This is a genomic window from Ureibacillus sp. MALMAid1270 (assembly GCF_049202975.1).
Lineage (GTDB): Bacteria > Bacillota > Bacilli > Bacillales_A > Planococcaceae > Ureibacillus.
Genome location: NZ_JBMIRP010000026.1, coordinates 26951 through 45738 on the forward strand (window position 1 = coordinate 26951; position 18788 = coordinate 45738).

Below are 18788 nucleotides of genomic sequence, written 5' to 3' on the forward strand. Positions count from 1 at the left end.
GCCAGTTTGAAGAAGTTATTCGCCAATTTTTGAAATTTATTAGCCAATTCTCACTAATTATTCGCCAAACTCAAGTCTTTATTAGAATTTCATTTAAATTCGAACTCCCCCAAGTATTTACCAAAATCGCAACCTTATTAGATCCCCAACTACACTCAAACAAAAAAGCCATACAACATACTATCTGAGAGTGTTGTACAGCCACTAAAATCCTATAACTCTGAACTTGGAATGCTAATTGTTGGATGACCTGCTGCATATGGTGCTACATCGTATTGTTGGAAGATTAGATCAATGCCACTTTCTGTAAAGTAAAATTGAGTATCATTACTTACTGCAAAATCCGCAATCATTTCTTCACTAAAGAAAAGATCTTGGTGTTCCTTTATATAATTTTTTACAAATTGAGTGATACTTGCAAATTTTGATTCATCAGAAATGATGTCTTTTAGTGTATAACGTTCACCTGTCTGTGTATTGAAGTTAAATCCAGTAACACCTTCAAGACCATGTGCTCCACCAGTATAAGTTGCGTCATATACTAAAATACTTAGCTTTCCATCTTGGTTAAATTTTACTTTAAATCTTGTATTATAACTATATTCGCAGGAATATGGGAATTCCTTGCAATGTTCTTTATCCTCTTCTTTGAACTTTTCCATTTGTTCTTTCAGTTCCAGATATCCCTTATAGGAATTTTCAATGTGAGCCTGAAAAGCTTCGTTAATTTTATTCTCAGCTTCTTTATTATCTTTAATTGTTACTTGTGGATAAATTAAAAAGTCTTCTTTATAGGTTTTAGATTCTACAATTACCGGTGCAGTCTCTGTTGTTTCACTAACCTCTACTAAGTCGGGGGACTCGAAAAAATCAAAGAATGAAAATATAGCACTAAAACTAACAAACATTTTAAACAGGTTCGTTGCAATCATTTCAATACCACCATCTTTCCATTTTTCAACTTAGATTGAGTAGATTTTATTCATTCATACAACAATGAATCGAGGATTTTCGTATATTTAACTAATTATTTAACACATTTCGTGAATAAGCTTTATTAAAAGCTTACTAAAATAAAAAGGGGTAGGCAATATATGGATAATAAGTTCATGATTGACAATACTTTTCAAAATTTAAGTGAAAAAAGAATGTCATTTGAACAAGTGTTTCGTTATATTGTTCAATTTATGGAGAAAGATCCTACCGGAAATTTTCGTTTAATGTTTGGAACCGACTCACAAGTTCATGGTAAGCTAACAAAATTCATAACAGGAATCGTCATTCAACAGGAGCGGAAAGGTGTTTGGGCATGTTTTAGAAAAGTCATTGTTCCTAGGAAAATGGCAAACTTGCATGAGCGAATATCCTATGAAACCACCTTAACAGAAGAAGTTGTTTCTCTGTTTACAAAAGAGAAAAAGGAACAGTTAATACAAATTGTTTTGCCAAATGTCTATAAAGGGGCGAATTTTACAATCGAAGGTCATATTGATATTGGTTCTGGAAGTCGAAACAAAACTCGAGTTTTTGTTAATGAAATGATTTCTCGCATGAAATCAATTGGATTAGAAGCAAAAATTAAACCGGATTCTTTCGTAGCAAGTAGTTATGCAAATCGGTTTACGAAATAGCAGATGCAAAAAATCAAAAATTATTAATTTAAGCATAGATAGCTAATTTACTATAATGGATTCGCGAGTTATGATTAACAAAATTGTACTTATTTTACAAAGCGAACCTTGGATATTTAATCTGAGAACATTAGGATAGGTGATTATTTGACACGCATTCATTATAGTTGGATTATTCTTGTCATTGCATTCTTTGCCAATATCGTTGCAGCAATTGTAATATCTTCTACAGGGGTATTTTTAACTCCTTTTGAACAAGAACTAGGCTGGGATCGTTCTGTTATCTCGTTAGCCTTTGGAATTACACTCTTTTTATACGGATTATCTGGGCCATTTATGGCGGCATTATTAGAAGTAATTGGATTAAGAAAAATGATGACCGTATCAATGGCCACATTAGTTATTGGCACTTCCCTTGCATTCTTGATGACTGAACCATGGCAATTAATCATCATTTGGGGAGTAATCTTCGGACTTGGGTCAAGTGTATTTTTAACAGTACTAAGTCCGTATATTGCCAATCGCTGGTTTGAGAAAAGAAGAGGTTTGGTAGTTGGTATACTTACATCAAGCACTGCTACTGGACAATTAATCCTTTTACCTGTTCTAGCAGCCATTATTGAAAATTATTCGTGGAAGCATGCCATCGGACTAATTATGTTGCTTAGTTTTATCATGTTTATACTTATCTTTCTTTTTATGAGAAATTCTCCAAGGGAAATGGGGATTCTTCCATATGGACAGGTAGATAAAACTGAAGATGAACCGATTAATCAGAATAAAGAAAACCCAATTATCATTGCTTTTAGAGGTTTATTTGAAGCATTAAGGATAAAAGAATTTTGGTTACTTGCTGGAAGTTTCTTTATATGTGGTCTTTCCACAAACGGATTGATTGGGACTCACTTTATCTCTTTATGTATTACTTTTGGAATTCCTATGGTGACCGCAGCCTCACTACTTTCATTTATGGGAGTATTTAATCTAATCGGGACTACATTATCAGGTTGGTTATCGGATCGTTTTGATAATCGTTGGTTACTATTTTGGTATTACGGTCTAAGAGGAGCCTCCCTCGCTCTACTACCATTTGCACTTAGTCAAGGTTCTTACTGGCTAATTATCATTTTTACTATCTTTTATGGACTTGATTGGATAGCGACAGTTCCACCAACCATTAGTATTTCAAGAAAAATATTTGGCATTCAAAAAAGTGCTATCATTTACGGTTGGATTTTTGCGGCACACCAATTAGGAGCAGCAGTGGCAGCATTCGGTGGCGGATTAATCTATCAATACTTCAACACATACACATGGGCATTCTTCTTAGCGGGTGTGTTTTGTATATTTGCAAGTTTGTTTGTAATTCTAATAAAGAAAGAGAAAGTAGCACTATCAACTTCAAATTAATGATTATAGGTTCAAGGGCAGATCAACTTAATGATTTGCCTTTTGAATTTTACCCTGTTTTCATTCTTCTCCCCCTCTAATTTGTAGATTCATTTTACAAAAAAGCCATTATTTTTCACCTTTACTATGATACTATTAAAACATTAAGTTAACCTTTATTCGTTTCCTGTTAACGTATAAGTCTGATCATAGGGGGATATAAAAATGATTCAATTGCGTGGACATCACCTATTTTGCCTATTAGGATATCGTGGTATGGGGTATTCTAAGGAATACGTAGTAAATATGACGAAATTACATCAACGACTTCGAGAATATCCCGATACTGTTGTAGAATTAGTAGAAGGTCCAGATCAATTATGTGAAAAATACCCTAATTCTGGAGAGTACCATTGTAAAGATCAAAACATTTATGTAAGAGACGCTGTTATATTAGAGAAATTAGGACTAAAGCTTGGTGAAGTCTTACCATGGCATGAGATAGAACATCGTGTTAAGGATTTCGTTATCCCCTCGGATATTCAAACAGTATGTGAAACTTGTAATTGGAGATCATACGGTGTTTGCGAAGAAGGGATACAACATATTATTGATGGCAAAGGGTTATGGGAAGTGAAATAACATCTTTTATCTATATTAATATAAAAGGCATCTCCTAGTTTTAAAGAGATGCTTTTATTATTTCAATCTATTATCTACACTACTTTTCCCCTCTATTTTCTCCCCTATAAATGGCTTTATTTACCTATCATTCAAACTAGCAATCTTGATTTTTTTATTTTTGCAATAATTTCTTGTTCCACTATATAGAGAATCGTGTTAAACTAGGTTCTATCAAAGTGTCCGTACAGACAGTACAAATGTTCACTGCAAAAATATTCAACTAGTCATTCGGAGGAGACATCATGAAAAATATTGTAGTCAAATGGACAGAAATTAGTTTAGTCGGAAGGATCTTTGCGGGGATTGTACTTGGGATTCTATTTGCATTAACAATTCCTAACCAAGCACAATGGATTGCGATTTTTGGTGATTTGTTTGTTAGTGCTCTAAAAGCCGTTGCCCCAATATTAGTTTTATTTTTAGTTATGCACGCCATCTCAAACCATGCGAGTGGTAAAAAAACAAATATGAAATTAATATTATTCCTTTACGTCATTGGTACTCTGACTGCTGGGGTTGTCGGAGTAGTAACGAGTTTCTTATTCCCAGTTACGTTAACACTAACAGAAGGTGCAAACGATGTATCTCCACCCGAAGGAATACTAGAAGTATTTAAAACTTTACTTTTTAATATAGTAGATAATCCTGTCCATGCATTATTAAATGCAAACTATCTTGGCATTCTTACATGGGCTCTTATTATAGGATTTTTATTAAAAAAATCTTCTGATGCTACGAAAACAGTCATTGCAAACTTATCAGAAGCAATCACAACTCTAGTAAAATGGGTAATTGAACTTGCACCATTTGGTATTATGGGTCTTATTTTCTCATCTATTTCAACTAACGGACTTCAAGCATTAGGTGAGTATGCACAACTACTGGTACTATTACTTGGCAGTATATTCTTTGTTGCATTCATTATTAATCCACTTATCGCTTTTATCTATATTCGTAAAAACCCTTATCCTCTTGTATGGAAAACAGTTAAAGAAAGTGGTCTTACTGCATTCTTTACACGAAGTTCAGCAGCGAATATTCCTGTGAACTTAACTTTGTGTAAAAAATTAGGCTTAGATGAAGATACATATTCTGTATCGATTCCATTAGGTGCAACTATCAACATGGCTGGTGCGGCAGTTACGATTTCCGTGTTAACACTTGCAGCTGCAAACACACTAGGTGTTGAAGTTGATATTTGGACAGCAATTATCTTAATGGTAGTATCTGCAATATCTGCAGCAGGAGCTTCAGGTGTAGCTGGAGGATCTTTATTATTAATTCCACTAGCTTGTAGTTTACTAGGTATTTCAAATGACGTTGCAATGCAAGTTGTTGGGGTCGGATTTATCATCGGTGTTTTACAAGACTCTACTGAAACTGCATTAAACTCATCATCAGATGTATTATTCACGGCAGTTGCTGATATTGTGAAAAAGAATAAAGAATCTAAATAAGTCTTAACCAAAATGAAAAATACACTAAAAACAGTCCATCACAAAATGTGAAGGACTGTTTTTAGTTTAACCTGGCTTTATATAATGAAAAATTACCCTTGGCCAAAGAAACTCATTATATTAAATCCTGTAGGTAGTGGAAGTGTTAACATATAAATTGTAGAGATTAAAAAACTGATTAATGAAATTGTAATGATTACAATACGATTTTTTCTACTCTTAATCGTGCCAGCTATACCAAGTAAGAATAACACGACACCGTAAACGACTGTTACTAATCCAAAGGCATCATCATGAGTATTATCTTTCTGCCCTTCTTCAAGCTTTGCATTCGATTCCGCTAACAATGTGTTCGCAGACTCGAAATAGCTATCAGTAAAGCCTTCTTCCTCAAATGGTGAAACGAGAGCATTTTCATTTTCCATCCATGTAATGATCGCTTCTGTTGGATCGTCACTTTGATTTTCTGTCTCCCAACCTAGTGCAGCTGCCATTTCTTCGGAAAGGTTATCATTTAATTTAAAGTACAGTTTGTTAGAAAGTTGTTCTAGAGCTAATTCATCACCGTGATCTTGTGCAAAAATAATATCAATCTGTAAATCACTGATTTCATTCCACAATAGCATATCTTGCATCAAATTTTGAACACCAGCATTGTATTCTGAATTACCTTCTGACGCAAAGTTATTACTCTCCACATAGTTTGTAGCCTGGTTCCCTCCATGTAAAGCACCAACCCAACTTGCCCAAGCTGTTAAAAGAGCCGTAATACCAAGCATTACAACTACTATTATTTCTAGTGTATGATCTAAGTTTTCCCTTTTTTTCTTCTACTTGCTTATTCTTTATGAAAAATATACTAGAATTCAGTTCCTTATTTTTTAATGGATACTATCTTAGGAATATAAGTAGTTCTCGCTTATAATATAGGTAGACGATCAATTGATACATCCTTATTAAGTAAGAAGAAATAATAAGTGGTTACTGGATTTATTGGGTGCTTAAGTTTCTTATGATGGGAGAAGAGATGATGAAAAAGATTGTGTTATTCGACGGTGAATGTAACTTTTGCAATTCAAGTGTTCAATTTATTATCAAGAGGGACCCTCACAATGAATTTCAATTTGCTCCACTTCAAAGTGATATAGGAAAAGCATTTATCAATAAATTCCATATTCCATCTAATATTGATAGTTTAGTATTGATTGATGATGAACGCTGTTATCTTCAATCTACTGCTGCACTAAGAGTGTGTAAGTATTTGAAGGGATCTTATAAATTGCTCTATTGCCTTATACTCATTCCCAAGCCGATTCGAAATGTTGTTTATCGCATAATTGCAAAAAATCGATATAAATGGTTTGGTAAAACAGAAAGTTGTATGATTCCTTCCCCAAAGGATAGAGCTCGGTTCTTATCATAAAAAAAGGTCCTTTTTTCAAAGAGAGGACCTCTCCTCATACTCCATATAAAATTTTCACATGATTCTAAAAAATATGGTAATATTGGTAAATAGAATTTCAAAGGGGAGATTTTGTTTATGTTAGTAAATTTCGAAGAGAACTTAAAAAAATACGCACAACTTCTTGTATCAAAAGGTATTAATGTTCAACCTGGAGATTGGGTGAAGGTAACCATTAATGTGGATCAAGCACCACTTGCTCGTTTAATTACAAGTGAAGCTTATACATTAGGTGCAGAGAAAGTTATTATTAAATGGTCTGATGATGAGATTTCAAAACTTAATTATTTACATCAACCAATTGAAGTGTTAACAGATATTCCACAATACGAAATCGATGAAGTTGAAGATCACGTATTAAATAAACGAGTTAGCCGTCTTACTATCGTTTCAAGCGATCCTGGTCTTTTAAATGAGGTAGACCCGAAAAAAGTAGCAGCATATCAACAAGTTGCAGGAAAAGCATTCCACGCACAACGAAAAGCTACGCAAAATGATGATTTAAAATGGACTGTTGCCGCTGCAGCTGGAGCTGGTTGGGCTGCGAAAGTATTCCCTAACTTAACAACATCCGAAGAACAAGTAGATGCTCTTTGGGATCAAATTTTCAAAACTTGCCGTGTTTACGAAGAAGACCCAATTGCTGCTTGGGATAAACATAAAGAAATATTAAATGAAAAAGCTGCAAAATTAAATGAAATCCAATTCGATGCCCTTCATTATACGGCACCTGGAACAGATTTCACTTTAGGTTTACCTAAAAATCACATTTGGGTATGTGCTGAAAGCTATAATCCAAAAGGCGAGGAATTTATCGCAAACATGCCAACTGAAGAAGTTTTCACTGCACCTGATACTCGTCGTATGGATGGAGTTGTACGCAGCACATTACCTTTAAGCTATGCGGGTACATTAGTTGAAGGCATTGAAGTACATTTTAAAGATGGTAAAATCGTTGATATCACAGCTGAAAAAGGCGAAGAAGTAATGAAGAAATTAGTCTTCGACAATGAAGGTGGAACAGGTTTAGGAGAAATCGCATTAGTTCCAGATCCATCACCGATTGCTCAATCAGGAATCACTTTCTTCAATACTTTATTTGATGAAAATGCTTCAAATCACTTAGCGATTGGTTCTGCTTATCCAACTACAATTGAAGGCGGAACAAAAATGAGCGCTGAAGAATTAAGAGCTAATGGTCTGAATACAGGAACAGTTCACGTTGACTTCATGATCGGTTCTGCTCAAATGAATATTGACGGTATTAAAGAAGACGGTACAGTGGTACCAGTATTCCGCAACGGTGACTGGGCAATCTAGTTTTCTTTAAGTTACGAGACATTTCAGTTGAATTCCTCAGCGAAATGTCTCGTATTTTTTGTTTTGCGACTTTTCATTGGTTCCCACCATTCAAAATGTCCTATATCCATTGGTTTTGGGACATTTCAGGTGAGCTCACCCATCAAAATGTCTCATATCTACCGGGTTTGAGACATTTCAGGTGAGCTCACCCATCAAAATGTCTCATATCTACCGGGTTTGAGACATTTCAGGTGAGCTCACCCATCAAAATGTCTCATATCTACCGGGTTTGGGACATTTCAGGCGAGTTCACCCATCAAAATGTCTCATATCTACCGGGTTTGAGACATTTCAGGTGAGCTCACCCATCAAAATGTCTCATATCTACCGGGTTTGGGACATTTCAGGTGAGTTCACCCTTACAAATGTCTCATATCTACCGGGTTTGGGACATTTCAGGTGAGCTCACCCTTACAAATGTCTTATATCCATCGATTTTGAGACATTTCATTTAGGCTTCCCCATCCAAATGTCCCGATCATACTAAAAAAAGCAATCTCTCACCCTAACAGTGTGGGGATTGCTTTTATTTATCAATTATTATTCCATTATGCTTCTCGAAGATTTAAGAATAAATTCAATACAAATAATATTACACCTAATATAACAATTAGAGAACCGATAATAATACCAATTGTGAGAGATGTATTACCAGTTAATAACTCTAAAAATAATGTCCCCTGCATGATTGGCAAACCAATATTATGAAGCCAAAAATGCGCTTTCGCTAATGACGTTTCTCCAGCTTTTTTATAAACACTATAAATTAGTCCAAATAATGCCATCGATACCCAACCAAGTAAGTTTAAATGTGCATGGACTGACGTAAAAGCAAAATTTTGAATGATTCCCATAACAAGTCCAAGTATTACAGCAAGGAAGAAATACACTCCAGCGATCTTGATGAATCGTGATCCCACCTTTCCACCTCCTATCATATAACTTTTAAGACAATTACTTAAGTAATTGCCATTCAACTCAATACAACAATATGCAACAAAATCCAATAATATTTTGATTTGAAAAAATAAAAAAGTGAGAGCATTTGAAATCCCACTTTTTTATCAATTTATTATTTTAGCCAAATGAATACAATTAAGATTTTATTAGTTTAAGACATATTCCCTAAAAACACTGGAATAATGTTAGGTAAGAACACTTCCCACGATAACTCACCAGCAAAAATTGCAGCAGGGATGATAAACATATTAGCTACAACGTGTTGGAAACCTATTAATACAAATCCCATAATTGGAAACCAAATGGCCAATATTTTCCCACCGAAGCTTTTTGCACCAAAACTTAACCAAACAGCCATAGCAACAAGCCAGTTACAACCTATACCGGAGACTAATGCCTGCCAAAAGCTTGCTTCTACTTTACCATTTGCTGTACTTACAGTTTTCTGTAGAAAGTCCCCTTCAGTTAATCCTATAAAATGTCCAAAAAAATAGGCAACAAATAAAGCACCGATAAGATTAAATATAGTAATCCAAAACCAATTCCGCATTAGCTGTATGAGCTTTATCTTCCTAGCAAACCGTATTATTATTGTAGCGGAGAATAATATAAAAAAACCAAATCTCATTTATCCTGGGGATCAACTTCGGATTGTCAAAAATGATTCCAATCAAAGCAGTTTATCATCTACGCATAAGACTTATATTGTAAAACCAGGTGATCCCCTTTGGAAAATTGCAAAAAACTATGGAACAACAGTAGACAAATTAGTAAAGGTTAATAATATTAAAAATCGTAATTTTATATATCCTGGAGATCAAATTAAAATTTATTTATTTGAGTTAATAAGAAGAAGAGTTGTACTAAATGGCTTTAATAAATAAAAAACGAACTATTTGAAACGTTTACGTTTCAAATAGTTCGTTTTTTTTATTATTCTCTCGAAAAAACCGTAGTTAATCTCGATATCTCATCGTTAACCCTTTAATGAAGTTTCTTGTGAAGTTATCACCGCATTCTTTATAGTTCCGGTGATCTGCTTTCCTTAAGATAGCACCAATTTCACCTTTCGAGACATTTAACCCGGCGTCATAGAAAATTTCAATCATGTCTTCAGTTGTTAAACTTAAAGCCACTTTCACTTTCTTAATAAATAGATTATTTGGCGCATCCTTTTTTGTAGGAGTCTGCACCTGTAACTGTGCCTGACCTGGTTTTGGCTCTTGTTTTCCTCGCTTAAAGATAATCAATCCATTTAAAAAGGCATCTAACATTTCGTAATCACAAGGGATAAATTCATCTGTTGGTGTTAGATCCATCTCTCCATCTTCATCTACTTTTGGTTTTGAAAGAATCTTTAATACCTCTTCTTTAGTGAACTCCATTCCGCCTAAACGAAACATTTCCACCACATCTGTATTTTTAATATCAAGCGCATAACGCAAACGAATTAGTAAATCATTATTTATCATGTTGTTTCTCCTTATTAGTCCGCTAGATGAAATCTTATATTCTTAACTTTTCTCAGATTATTTTCTCACAAAGACCATTAAATTAAACTCTTTACATTTTACCATACCAAACCCTTTTTACCCTATTAGTGGATATCAATTAGATAGTTTTGGAAATTTGCTAGTCTTTTTCATGTTTAAAAGAAAACATCTTTGTCCATGATAACTAAAAAGAGTTGTAGTATAGAAGATTTTTAGCTGCTTTTTATTATTTATATACATTTTACAAAGGAGGATTTCTATTAATATGGATAATGAAAAGAGTCAATTACTGAAATTAATAGGATCAAAAATAATCAATTTTGGAGTTATCGTTAGTTTTTTATTGATCACAACTTACGTTATTGTAGCTGGACTAGGACAACAATACGAATCAAACACATCGATTGAACATCAAGATTTAAATAAAGAACCATTTAAATCTGAGATTACAACAGCTACAGAAACAATTTCGGATGAATTACTTGAAAATACTACAACTGAACAAACGGAAGTAGATACAACAACCGATAAGTCTTCATTTGCTCTACTTCAAAATAACCCTACATTAGGGAAGACATCTTTACAGGAAGCAGAAAACGAGGAAATGGACGAGTCTCAAGCCGCCCAAGCTGAAAATGAATCAAACAGTACTCCAAACGGTTCCGTTGAGGATGAGTTAGAAATAGCTGCTAATGAAGAAACATCTACTGAAACTGAACTTGAAGAGCCTTCTACTAATCAAGAAGAAGTAGAACCTAATAGTATAGAAGATTCTTCAAATACAACAATAGAAAACGATCCAGCTCTTGATAAAACGATCGTTACACAACAGGAACAGCCATCATTCCCATATAGTGAAAAGCTTCCTCTACCATATGAACATCAAGAATATCTATATTCACTTAGCATGCAATATGGACTAGAATATGAGAAAGTTTTAGCAGTGATGGAACATGAAAGTAAATTTGATCCAAATGCAATTGGAGCAACTTCAGATTTTGGGTATTTCCAAATTAATACAATCAATCACACTTGGCTATCTGAAACACTTGGAACACCAAATGCCCCACTAGATCCTTACGTTAATATGCAATGGGGAACATTCTTCTTGGCTGATTTATATGAGTACTGGGAAAATCAAGGATTAACTGGAACGGCATTAGAAGAAGCTGTACTAAGTTCTTATAATAAAGGGAAAACTGGTTTCCGTAGAACAGGTAAAGCTACTAACTATATTGAAAAAGTAAGAGAGTCCTATGCTTTAATTCAAAATGAATATATGTAAAATACAAAAGGGTCATTCAACATAGTTTTGAACGACCCTTTTCCATTTATCTTAAAATCAATTTATATTAATAACTTCAAGTACTTTTCGAAGTTTATGCCTTCAACTTCTGGAATACCCTCTATATAAGTATCTTTAATAGCTTCGATTAAAAACTTCTCTGCAAGCTGTACAGATTGTTGAAGATCTTCTCCGCGCATCATACTTCCCATAATAACAGAGGCAAATAAATCTCCCGTTCCAGAATAACTTTTTCCGTTATAAGGACTCTGGCTATATACTGTATTCGTCCCATCTAAATACATATTTCCAACAGTTTCTTTTGAAGGTGGATTTACTCCGGTAATGATAACCTTTGCTTGGGTTTCTTGTTGTAATATGTTTCCTGCTTCTTCTAATGCTTTAAGGAAATCATTTTGATCTATGTACTGATGAAGCTTCTCATAAGATAAGCCAGTTAAAAGACAGCATTCCGTTACATTTGGAGTAATAATATCCGCTCTTTTAACAAGTTCTCGCATTTGAATTAGCAAAGCATCGGTAAAAATCTTATATGCTTCCCCTACATCCCCCATTACAGGGTCTACAAGTACTTTTGTTTCTTCTTTATTAAAATTATCTAAAAATCGTAGTATATTATTAATTTGCTCCTGTCCAGTAACAAAGCCAGTATAAATTCCGTCAAAGGTTACATTCATCTTCTGCCATTCTTCTTCGAAATAACGCATTTTAGAAGTATAATCATCATAGTAAAAACTTGGAAATCCCGTTTGAGCTGATAATATTGCAGTAGGTAATGGACATGCTTGAATACCCATAACCGAAAGAACTGGAATAGCAGCGGTTAATGAGCATTTTCCAAAAGAAGATAAATCCTGAATTACAGCGACCTTTTTCATAAATACCTCCAAAAGATGAACCAAATCGAATTTTAGTTAATAGTACCATAAAATTGAGAGCTATTAATGATAAGTGTCCTAAAAGACTACAATTAAAGGGACCGACTTAGAATTTTTCATTCTTTGACAGCGCCAAATAATTTTATATTAGCGTTCAAGGCCAGCGATTCCAAAACCACCAGGTCCTGCATGGGTAGAAATCATTGCGCCTGCTTCCATCCATCTTACATTTTTAAATCCTTCATTAATTGCAATTTCATCAATCCGTCTCTTATTACTTTCATCTAGTCCAATAGAGTAGAGTAAGTAGAGCTGATTTCGATCAATATCATATTCTGTTAAATAATCTTTCATTAATTTTTCCGCAACAATGCTCATATGCCCACGATATTTCTTGGTTGAAACAAGCTTTCCATCTTTCAATTCAATACATGGTTTTATTTTTAATAATGCGCAACCAATATAGGCGAGATTACTTACACGACCACCTGCTTTTAGAAAATCTAAGCTACCTGGAATGAAGGATAGCCTTGATTTTGGCACAACTACTTCAACTTTTTCTTTGAAAGTTACAGGGTCAATGGAAGGTTCTTGTTCAAGTAAATTGGCAGCATACAAAACAACCGCGCCTAAGCCACCCGTTACATTTAACGCATCAATTAGGAATAGATTATCAAAATCTTGTGCTGCAATTACTGCACTTTGAAAGGAAGCTGATGCTTTAGATGTATATCCAATGTGAATAATGATACTATCTGGGAATTCTTCTCTAATTCTCGTAAATAAATCATGGTATTCTTGTTCATTGGTTGCTGCTGTTGAAGGAATCTTTTTGGTTCTATAATGATAATCGAATACTTCCTCTACTGATAATTCACCATCTAAATAATCTTTACCTTCCATAATAACGTGCATTGGTACTACTTGAATTTGATATTTTTCAACTAGATCTTTTGGTAAATCCGCTCCACTTTCTGTCGAGATAATAATTCTCCCCATTTGACAGCTCCTTCAATGAACACGACTACTTCTTGTGCTCAATTATAGTTATATATATTACTATACACCAAATAGGGAGATCCTCCACTTAAACATTCTGAATTTTTCGAACCTAAGGATACTTTGATTGCAATTGCAGTTAAGCCAATCCCTAATCTTCTAAACTAACCCACTGTTCCATTACTAGCTCTAATTCTTTGGATAATTCCTCTTTTTTGGCATACAGTTTATTTAAACTTTCATAATCACTTTGGTCTGCCATCATCGCTAGATCGATTTCCTCTATTTCTTTCTCAAGTTTCCCAATCATAGTAAGGGCTTGTTTCTTTTGTTTTTCATTATTTTCAGTTTTTCCGTTGTTTTGAACTTTCTTCTGTTTTTCCTTTCTTTCAACTACTCTATTTGCTGGCTCTTCCTTTAGCAAAAGGTTTAATTTATCTTTTTCATTCTTATAGTCATCATAATTTCCTTGATAACTTTTAAAGGTTTGATTTTCAATAGCAATAATGCGCTTGCTCATTTTATTGATAAAATAGCGATCATGGGAAACGAAGAAAATAGTACCTTCAAATTCCTCTAATGCCTCTTCAAGAGTTTCAATACTATCAATATCAAGGTGATTTGTTGGTTCATCGAGTATTAATAAATTGATTTCTTGATATAAAAGTATGGCAAGTTTTAGTCGTATTCTCTCCCCACCTGATAAATGCTTTACATTTTTAAAGACAGTGTTTTTGTAAAACATAAACTTCGATAAATATTCTCTAGCCTTCCCCTCTAAAATAGAGATATTTTCACGGAAAGTTTCAAGAACAGTGAAATTTTCATTGTTAAAAGTGATCTTTTGAGGTAAGTATGCTGGCATTACATTAGCTCCTAATTGCACAATACCCGCATCAGGCTTTTCATCACCTAACAGCATTTTTATAAAGGAAGTTTTCCCGCTACCATTTTGGCCGATTAGTCCAATACGTTCACCGTACTGTATTAACATATTGGCATTCTTTAAGATTACTTTGTCTCCATAAGATTTTGTTAAATCAATAGCTTTTATTGTTTCATTGCCTGATCTTTCTCCAGCTGTTAAGTTTAATCTCATATTTCGTCGTTCAAAAACTGGTTTATCGATTCGATCTAATTTATCGAGTTTTTTCTGAATACTAGCTGCTCTTCTAAAGAACTTATTATTATCAGCCCTCATAGCCCAATCCCTTAAATCTTTAATGGTTTGCTCCATATTTTTAATACTTTTTTGTTGTTCTCTGAAGTGTTCAAACTGGATCCGCATATTTTCTTCTTTTTGACTAATATAAGAAGAATAATTTCCTTTGTAGCTAATCGATTCCATATCCTCGACTTCAACTATTTTCATAACAACATTATCTAAAAAGTATCTGTCATGGGATACGATGATGACAATTCCTTTATAACTTTTTAAATACCCTTCTAACCATTCAATGGATTCCATATCTAAATGATTGGTAGGTTCATCGAGTAGTAAAATGTTTGGATTATGAATTAACAGTTTACCAAGTACAACAGTGGTTTTTTCTCCACCACTTAAAAGATCAAAATCTCTATTCAGAAAACTTTCATTCATTTTCAAACCAGTACAAACTTTACTCAATTTCTCATCTTTCTCATAACCACCTTTTAGCTCAAATAATTGAACTAGGTTGCTATATTTATTTAAAGCCTTTTCTAACTCGGAACCTTCTAACGACTTCATTTGTTCCTCTAATTGGCGCATTTGTTCTTCTATCATGTGAATTTCTTCGAATGCTAAATTTAACACATCTATTACTTTTAAACCTTTCGGATAAGTTGGTATTTGCTCAAGATATGCACAGGTAACACCTTTTGAGATTTGGATTAACCCCTCATCGTACCCTGGACTTGAAGTTTGTGGGTAACCAGGATAGTAATTCGTTGGTTCAATCCCAGCAATCAGCTTTAGTATGGTACTTTTACCACTCCCATTAGCGCCAACGATCCCTATTTTCTCTCCTTCATATGCCTCAAATGATATATTCTTTACAACTAGCGTAGCTTCCATATATTTTTTAATTCCGATTAGTTTTAACTCAAACATAAAGTTCCCCTCATTTCTCCATAATTCAAGTTACACTGTTTATGGATAGGGCTAATAGACAGACGAAACCTACTTATCAAATTTTATTTGGTTCAAGTAACTTGTACTCCAATAAACGCAAAAAGACCGTAAGAAGACGTTCTTCTTACAGTCTAAAATAGTCATAGAATAATTAGCATTTAGTTATCAATGGCACAGAAAAGCATCAGCTATTAAAAATAGCAGACTTATGCCCTTATCCTAGTATTCAATCTACTGGTAACTATATGATATTCTGATTTTAGTGAAAGTAAGTAACCTTCTAAATTGCCCGATTCATAAAGAGCATAACAAATAAACCTAATAAAATTAGGCGTTTTTCACACTCATAAATAAATCCTATTAATTTTTAAAATAAATTAATATTAGCAATTAGTTGGCGTCATAAACTTACTCTCTCCTTCCAGAATTATCTACATTATGGCACTTTTTATTTAATTTGTAAATAATTCGAAATAATTTATTTTTTTATACTTACTCCTGTAACATCACCTTGTTAAATTCATTTACATATTCCTCATACCGGAGATTTACAGCTATTTTTGTTAAAACAGGGTGAATTCCTAAATTTTTATCATTAAACATTTAGTCAAAAAAGGTCAAATTAATGTTGACATAAGAATTCATTGGTGTTATTATAATCTCGTAAAGGTCAAAGTTAGTCAAAGTCAGAAAAACGATTGACCTATTAATACAAACAAATACTATTAGGAGGTTATTCATATGTTATTTAATACAAATTTCTTTAAATCCATGTTCGATGGTCAAAGAGTATTAGAAATGAAAGCCCCAAATGGTGCAGTTTATCGCTTTGCAACTAATACAATTGATGAAAAAACGCTTAACGATTTTCGATCTAAATTAGAAGAAGCTACTAAGAATAATGACCAAAATGCATTTGATCAAACATGGAATGAGTTAACTGGCGACGTTCGATTATCTTTAGAGTTCGAAGGTGAATTCAAACAATTACAAAATCAAGTTTTACAGTTATTTAATAGAAATCCGTTCTTTAGCAATAGTAACTTCCCATTACTAATTGACCCATTCTTCTCACAAGCAGAAACTAAATCAATACCAGAAGAATTATCTATTGATCAACAAATTGAACAATATCAACAAAAAATAGAAGAACTACAAAAACAAAAAAATAATATAAACAAAGAAAATAGAAAACAACAAATTTTGGATGAAATCGCGAATAAGAAAAACAACATCGACGCTAAATTAGATGAGTTTGCGAAAAATCTAGATAATGAGGAAATGAAGAAAAAACTAACAGATGAGATGACAAAATTAAATGAAGAAATAAAACAACTTGAAAATGAATTACAAAGTTTATAATTCAATTGAATTCTTATAAAAATTAACCATAAAAATCCGAGATCTCTTTATTAGAGTCTCGGATTTTTATTTTATGTTAAGGTAATCTCCACTTTAATTCTTCAGTTAAACCACTATCTAGACAAATCTTTCTTTGTTTCTCAATTTCACCTTGCCACTTTGTGAGTTCGTTTATACATTCATCTAACTTAGGATTCATTTTATTACTCATCAATAAACGCTCCACATTATATTTCAATCAATTCTTTATAAACTATAGATTTATTATCATGATAATCTTTATACTCTACATGTTCAACTTTACCAGTTGATGTGAAATGAAAAATTAGCTGTTCATTAATAAGTTCTGTTTTGAATGTTGCAGTTGCTTCACTATGGTCAATTGCTATAAGTTTGAATTTATATAACACGCCATACATTTTTGGAACTGTTACATATAGTTCATTTTCTTTAGTTGATAGTTCTAATATTGTCCTACCTTCTTTAGTGAAATATTTCCCTACAATTTTTTCTTTATAAGGGAAATGAATAGGCGTTACAGAAGAAAGCAATGAATCATCTTCTACACCTTCAAAAATGACCTTTGCCATTTCCTTCGTCAAATGCGTTACTGGCGTTACGTTCAAATTGCTCAGAAAAATTATCGTTATTTCATCATCTACAAATCTTAAAAAATCACTAGAATACCCACTAATATCGCCGAAATGATGTTCACATCTTCTTCCAAACATTTCGGAGATCATCCAACCGCAAGCATATGAATCTCTATAAGCTGTAAACATTTTATTAGTTAATCTTCACTTAAAAGCTTGTATGATCTTAATGCTTGTTCCCATAAAAATAAATCCTCTGTTGTTGAATATAATCCATATGCTCCTAATGGAAATGAAAGGTCTGTAAATGCAGAATGGATTGGCTTTTCCCAGTATGAATAGCCTGATGCCAAATTTGGTACTATTTGAATACCATCATCACAACCAGTATTGTTCAATCCTAATGGAATGCAAATGTTTTCTTTTATGTAATCTGCATAAGTCATGCCTGATATATTTTCAATGATTGCTGTAAGTATGGCGTAACCTGAATTGGAGTAATCAAACTTACTACCAGGTTCAAAATCCAATGGAAGACCTTTAAATCTATCAATTAGTTGTTCTAATGTCATAGGGAGTCTCATTGTAGTAGACCAAAAATCTGGGAAACTCGTATAATTAGGAATTCCTGAAGAATTTGTTAGGCATTGGTAAATTGTTATTCTATCCTCATGTGGAAAAGCAGTTAGGTATTTATTTAAGTAATCGTCAATGCTCAATTTTCCCTTTTCATGTAATTGAAAAATAGCAAAAGCCGTAAAAGCCTTAGTAAGAGATCCAATACGGAATTTCGTAGTCGCTCTATGGGGTACCATATGCTCCCAATTTGCAATTCCAAACCCTTTGTTCAAAAGAATCTCACCCTTAGAAGCAATTAATATTGACCCATTTAAGTATCCATTCTCTTCGTATCGTTTTATCCATTTAATTATCTTTTTTTCTTTCATCTATTCTCCCCCATAAAATACACTGTAACTTACATTCTATGTAGTATTAATAATTCCTTCTAAAAACGAATTGTAACTTTTGGGACTCTCTCGCACAAAAAAAGGATGTTCCAAAATTATTTTTTCATTTATCTTTTCTCCTTATATTTTTT

Annotated in this window: 19 protein-coding genes and 1 pseudogene; 9 read left to right on the forward strand and 11 right to left on the reverse strand. The window is 33.4% G+C overall.

Annotation, left to right across the window (positions count from 1 at the left end; genetic code table 11):
• Positions 1-212 precede the first annotated feature (212 nt).
• Positions 213-932 carry a DUF3298 and DUF4163 domain-containing protein gene (locus tag ACOQFO_RS02475; RefSeq protein WP_421688133.1) on the reverse strand — a complete coding sequence of 240 codons (720 nt, stop codon included), beginning with the start codon at positions 930-932 and terminating at the stop codon, positions 213-215.
• A 162-nt stretch (positions 933-1094) separates the two neighbouring features.
• Here ACOQFO_RS02475 and ACOQFO_RS02480 point away from each other — a divergent pair, with 162 nt between their 5' ends.
• From ACOQFO_RS02480 to sstT, 4 genes are all read left to right on the forward strand, one after another.
• Positions 1095-1631, forward strand: a complete 537-nt coding sequence (locus ACOQFO_RS02480) for a ribonuclease H-like YkuK family protein (RefSeq protein WP_421688134.1) — start codon at positions 1095-1097, stop codon at positions 1629-1631.
• A gap of 147 nt (positions 1632-1778) precedes the next feature.
• A complete protein-coding gene (locus ACOQFO_RS02485) occupies positions 1779-3041 on the forward strand; it encodes an MFS transporter (RefSeq protein ID WP_421688135.1) in 1263 nt (420 codons plus the stop codon).
• Positions 3042-3245: 204 nt separating this feature from the next.
• Positions 3246-3662 (forward strand): DUF1284 domain-containing protein, encoded by a 417-nt coding sequence (locus ACOQFO_RS02490; protein WP_421688136.1) that lies wholly within the window; start codon positions 3246-3248, stop codon positions 3660-3662.
• Between the two features lie 284 nt (positions 3663-3946).
• Complete coding sequence (gene sstT, locus ACOQFO_RS02495; RefSeq protein ID WP_421688137.1) at positions 3947-5161, forward strand: serine/threonine transporter SstT; 1215 nt, start codon at positions 3947-3949, stop codon at positions 5159-5161.
• A 92-nt stretch (positions 5162-5253) separates the two neighbouring features.
• Here the strand turns inward: sstT and ACOQFO_RS02500 are convergent, their stop codons facing one another.
• The gene (locus tag ACOQFO_RS02500) at positions 5254-5940 is read right to left on the reverse strand and encodes a hypothetical protein (protein ID WP_421688138.1); all 687 of its coding nucleotides are present in this window, start codon (positions 5938-5940) and stop codon (positions 5254-5256) included.
• A 251-nt stretch (positions 5941-6191) separates the two neighbouring features.
• Between ACOQFO_RS02500 and ACOQFO_RS02505 the strand changes: the two genes are divergently transcribed.
• Both ACOQFO_RS02505 and ACOQFO_RS02510 read left to right on the forward strand, forming a co-directional pair.
• Positions 6192-6584 (forward strand): thiol-disulfide oxidoreductase DCC family protein, encoded by a 393-nt coding sequence (locus ACOQFO_RS02505; protein WP_421688139.1) that lies wholly within the window; start codon positions 6192-6194, stop codon positions 6582-6584.
• Between the two features lie 117 nt (positions 6585-6701).
• Entirely contained in the window at positions 6702-7943 is a 1242-nt protein-coding gene (locus tag ACOQFO_RS02510) for an aminopeptidase (protein WP_421688140.1), read from the forward strand.
• Between the two features lie 590 nt (positions 7944-8533).
• On the opposite strand, the gene ACOQFO_RS02515 is transcribed toward ACOQFO_RS02510, so the two are convergent.
• Both ACOQFO_RS02515 and ACOQFO_RS02520 read right to left on the reverse strand, forming a co-directional pair.
• A complete protein-coding gene (locus ACOQFO_RS02515; RefSeq protein ID WP_421688141.1) occupies positions 8534-8905 on the reverse strand; it encodes a cytochrome-c oxidase in 372 nt (123 codons plus the stop codon).
• Between the two features lie 191 nt (positions 8906-9096).
• Positions 9097-9543 (reverse strand): annotated as a pseudogene (locus ACOQFO_RS02520) (formate/nitrite transporter family protein); the annotation flags it as partial.
• Between ACOQFO_RS02520 and ACOQFO_RS02525 the strand changes: the two are divergent.
• Entirely contained in the window at positions 9503-9829 is a 327-nt protein-coding gene (locus tag ACOQFO_RS02525; protein ID WP_421688176.1) for a LysM peptidoglycan-binding domain-containing protein, read from the forward strand. The pseudogene ACOQFO_RS02520 and the gene ACOQFO_RS02525 sit on opposite strands and share 41 nt — an antisense overlap.
• 72 nt (positions 9830-9901) lie before the next feature.
• Here ACOQFO_RS02525 and ACOQFO_RS02530 read toward each other — a convergent pair whose 3' ends face one another.
• Positions 9902-10417 carry a DUF1456 family protein gene (locus tag ACOQFO_RS02530; protein WP_421688142.1) on the reverse strand — a complete coding sequence of 172 codons (516 nt, stop codon included), beginning with the start codon at positions 10415-10417 and terminating at the stop codon, positions 9902-9904.
• Between the two features lie 286 nt (positions 10418-10703).
• Between ACOQFO_RS02530 and ACOQFO_RS02535 the strand changes: the two genes are divergently transcribed.
• Positions 10704-11723: a transglycosylase SLT domain-containing protein gene (locus ACOQFO_RS02535; RefSeq protein ID WP_421688143.1), complete on the forward strand. Its 1020-nt coding sequence runs from the start codon at positions 10704-10706 to the stop codon at positions 11721-11723.
• A 62-nt stretch (positions 11724-11785) separates the two neighbouring features.
• Here ACOQFO_RS02535 and ACOQFO_RS02540 read toward each other — a convergent pair whose 3' ends face one another.
• The 3 genes from ACOQFO_RS02540 to abc-f form a co-directional block, all read right to left on the reverse strand.
• The gene (locus tag ACOQFO_RS02540) at positions 11786-12622 is read right to left on the reverse strand and encodes a pyridoxamine kinase (RefSeq protein WP_421688144.1); all 837 of its coding nucleotides are present in this window, start codon (positions 12620-12622) and stop codon (positions 11786-11788) included.
• A gap of 147 nt (positions 12623-12769) precedes the next feature.
• The gene (locus ACOQFO_RS02545) at positions 12770-13621 is read right to left on the reverse strand and encodes a DegV family protein (RefSeq protein WP_421688145.1); all 852 of its coding nucleotides are present in this window, start codon (positions 13619-13621) and stop codon (positions 12770-12772) included.
• A 151-nt stretch (positions 13622-13772) separates the two neighbouring features.
• Positions 13773-15713, reverse strand: coding sequence for a ribosomal protection-like ABC-F family protein (gene abc-f / locus ACOQFO_RS02550; RefSeq protein WP_421688146.1), 1941 nt, complete (start codon positions 15711-15713; stop codon positions 13773-13775).
• Positions 15714-16475: 762 nt separating this feature from the next.
• On the opposite strand from abc-f, the gene ACOQFO_RS02555 reads away from it, so the two are divergent.
• The gene (locus ACOQFO_RS02555) at positions 16476-17096 is read left to right on the forward strand and encodes a hypothetical protein (RefSeq protein ID WP_421688147.1); all 621 of its coding nucleotides are present in this window, start codon (positions 16476-16478) and stop codon (positions 17094-17096) included.
• A 76-nt stretch (positions 17097-17172) separates the two neighbouring features.
• Here the strand turns inward: ACOQFO_RS02555 and ACOQFO_RS02560 are convergent, their stop codons facing one another.
• The 3 genes from ACOQFO_RS02560 to ACOQFO_RS02570 are packed head-to-tail and all read right to left on the reverse strand — an operon-like array spanning position 17173 to position 18636.
• On the reverse strand, positions 17173-17295 hold the full coding sequence (locus tag ACOQFO_RS02560) for a hypothetical protein (RefSeq protein WP_421688148.1): 123 nt from the start codon (positions 17293-17295) through the stop codon (positions 17173-17175).
• Between the two features lie 28 nt (positions 17296-17323).
• Positions 17324-17827 carry a hypothetical protein gene (locus ACOQFO_RS02565; protein WP_421688149.1) on the reverse strand — a complete coding sequence of 168 codons (504 nt, stop codon included), beginning with the start codon at positions 17825-17827 and terminating at the stop codon, positions 17324-17326.
• 59 nt (positions 17828-17886) lie between these two features.
• Positions 17887-18636: a serine hydrolase domain-containing protein gene (locus tag ACOQFO_RS02570; RefSeq protein WP_421688150.1), complete on the reverse strand. Its 750-nt coding sequence runs from the start codon at positions 18634-18636 to the stop codon at positions 17887-17889.
• Between the last annotated feature and the right edge of the window lie 152 nt (positions 18637-18788).

Coding starts and splice junctions, on each gene's coding strand:
- ACOQFO_RS02475 (WP_421688133.1), bottom strand. CDS start 932: ATGATTGCAACGAACCTGTTTAAAATGTTTGTTAGTTTTAGTGCTATA.
- ACOQFO_RS02480 (WP_421688134.1), top strand. CDS start 1,095: ATGGATAATAAGTTCATGATTGACAATACTTTTCAAAATTTAAGTGAA.
- ACOQFO_RS02490 (WP_421688136.1), top strand. CDS start 3,246: ATGATTCAATTGCGTGGACATCACCTATTTTGCCTATTAGGATATCGT.
- sstT (WP_421688137.1), top strand. CDS start 3,947: ATGAAAAATATTGTAGTCAAATGGACAGAAATTAGTTTAGTCGGAAGG.
- ACOQFO_RS02500 (WP_421688138.1), bottom strand. CDS start 5,940: ATGCTTGGTATTACGGCTCTTTTAACAGCTTGGGCAAGTTGGGTTGGT.
- ACOQFO_RS02505 (WP_421688139.1), top strand. CDS start 6,192: ATGAAAAAGATTGTGTTATTCGACGGTGAATGTAACTTTTGCAATTCA.
- ACOQFO_RS02510 (WP_421688140.1), top strand. CDS start 6,702: ATGTTAGTAAATTTCGAAGAGAACTTAAAAAAATACGCACAACTTCTT.
- ACOQFO_RS02525 (WP_421688176.1), top strand. CDS start 9,503: ATGAGCTTTATCTTCCTAGCAAACCGTATTATTATTGTAGCGGAGAAT.
- ACOQFO_RS02530 (WP_421688142.1), bottom strand. CDS start 10,417: ATGATAAATAATGATTTACTAATTCGTTTGCGTTATGCGCTTGATATT.
- ACOQFO_RS02535 (WP_421688143.1), top strand. CDS start 10,704: ATGGATAATGAAAAGAGTCAATTACTGAAATTAATAGGATCAAAAATA.
- ACOQFO_RS02540 (WP_421688144.1), bottom strand. CDS start 12,622: ATGAAAAAGGTCGCTGTAATTCAGGATTTATCTTCTTTTGGAAAATGC.
- ACOQFO_RS02545 (WP_421688145.1), bottom strand. CDS start 13,621: ATGGGGAGAATTATTATCTCGACAGAAAGTGGAGCGGATTTACCAAAA.
- abc-f (WP_421688146.1), bottom strand. CDS start 15,713: ATGTTTGAGTTAAAACTAATCGGAATTAAAAAATATATGGAAGCTACG.
- ACOQFO_RS02555 (WP_421688147.1), top strand. CDS start 16,476: ATGTTATTTAATACAAATTTCTTTAAATCCATGTTCGATGGTCAAAGA.
- ACOQFO_RS02560 (WP_421688148.1), bottom strand. CDS start 17,295: ATGAATCCTAAGTTAGATGAATGTATAAACGAACTCACAAAGTGGCAA.
- ACOQFO_RS02565 (WP_421688149.1), bottom strand. CDS start 17,827: ATGTTTGGAAGAAGATGTGAACATCATTTCGGCGATATTAGTGGGTAT.
- ACOQFO_RS02570 (WP_421688150.1), bottom strand. CDS start 18,636: ATGAAAGAAAAAAAGATAATTAAATGGATAAAACGATACGAAGAGAAT.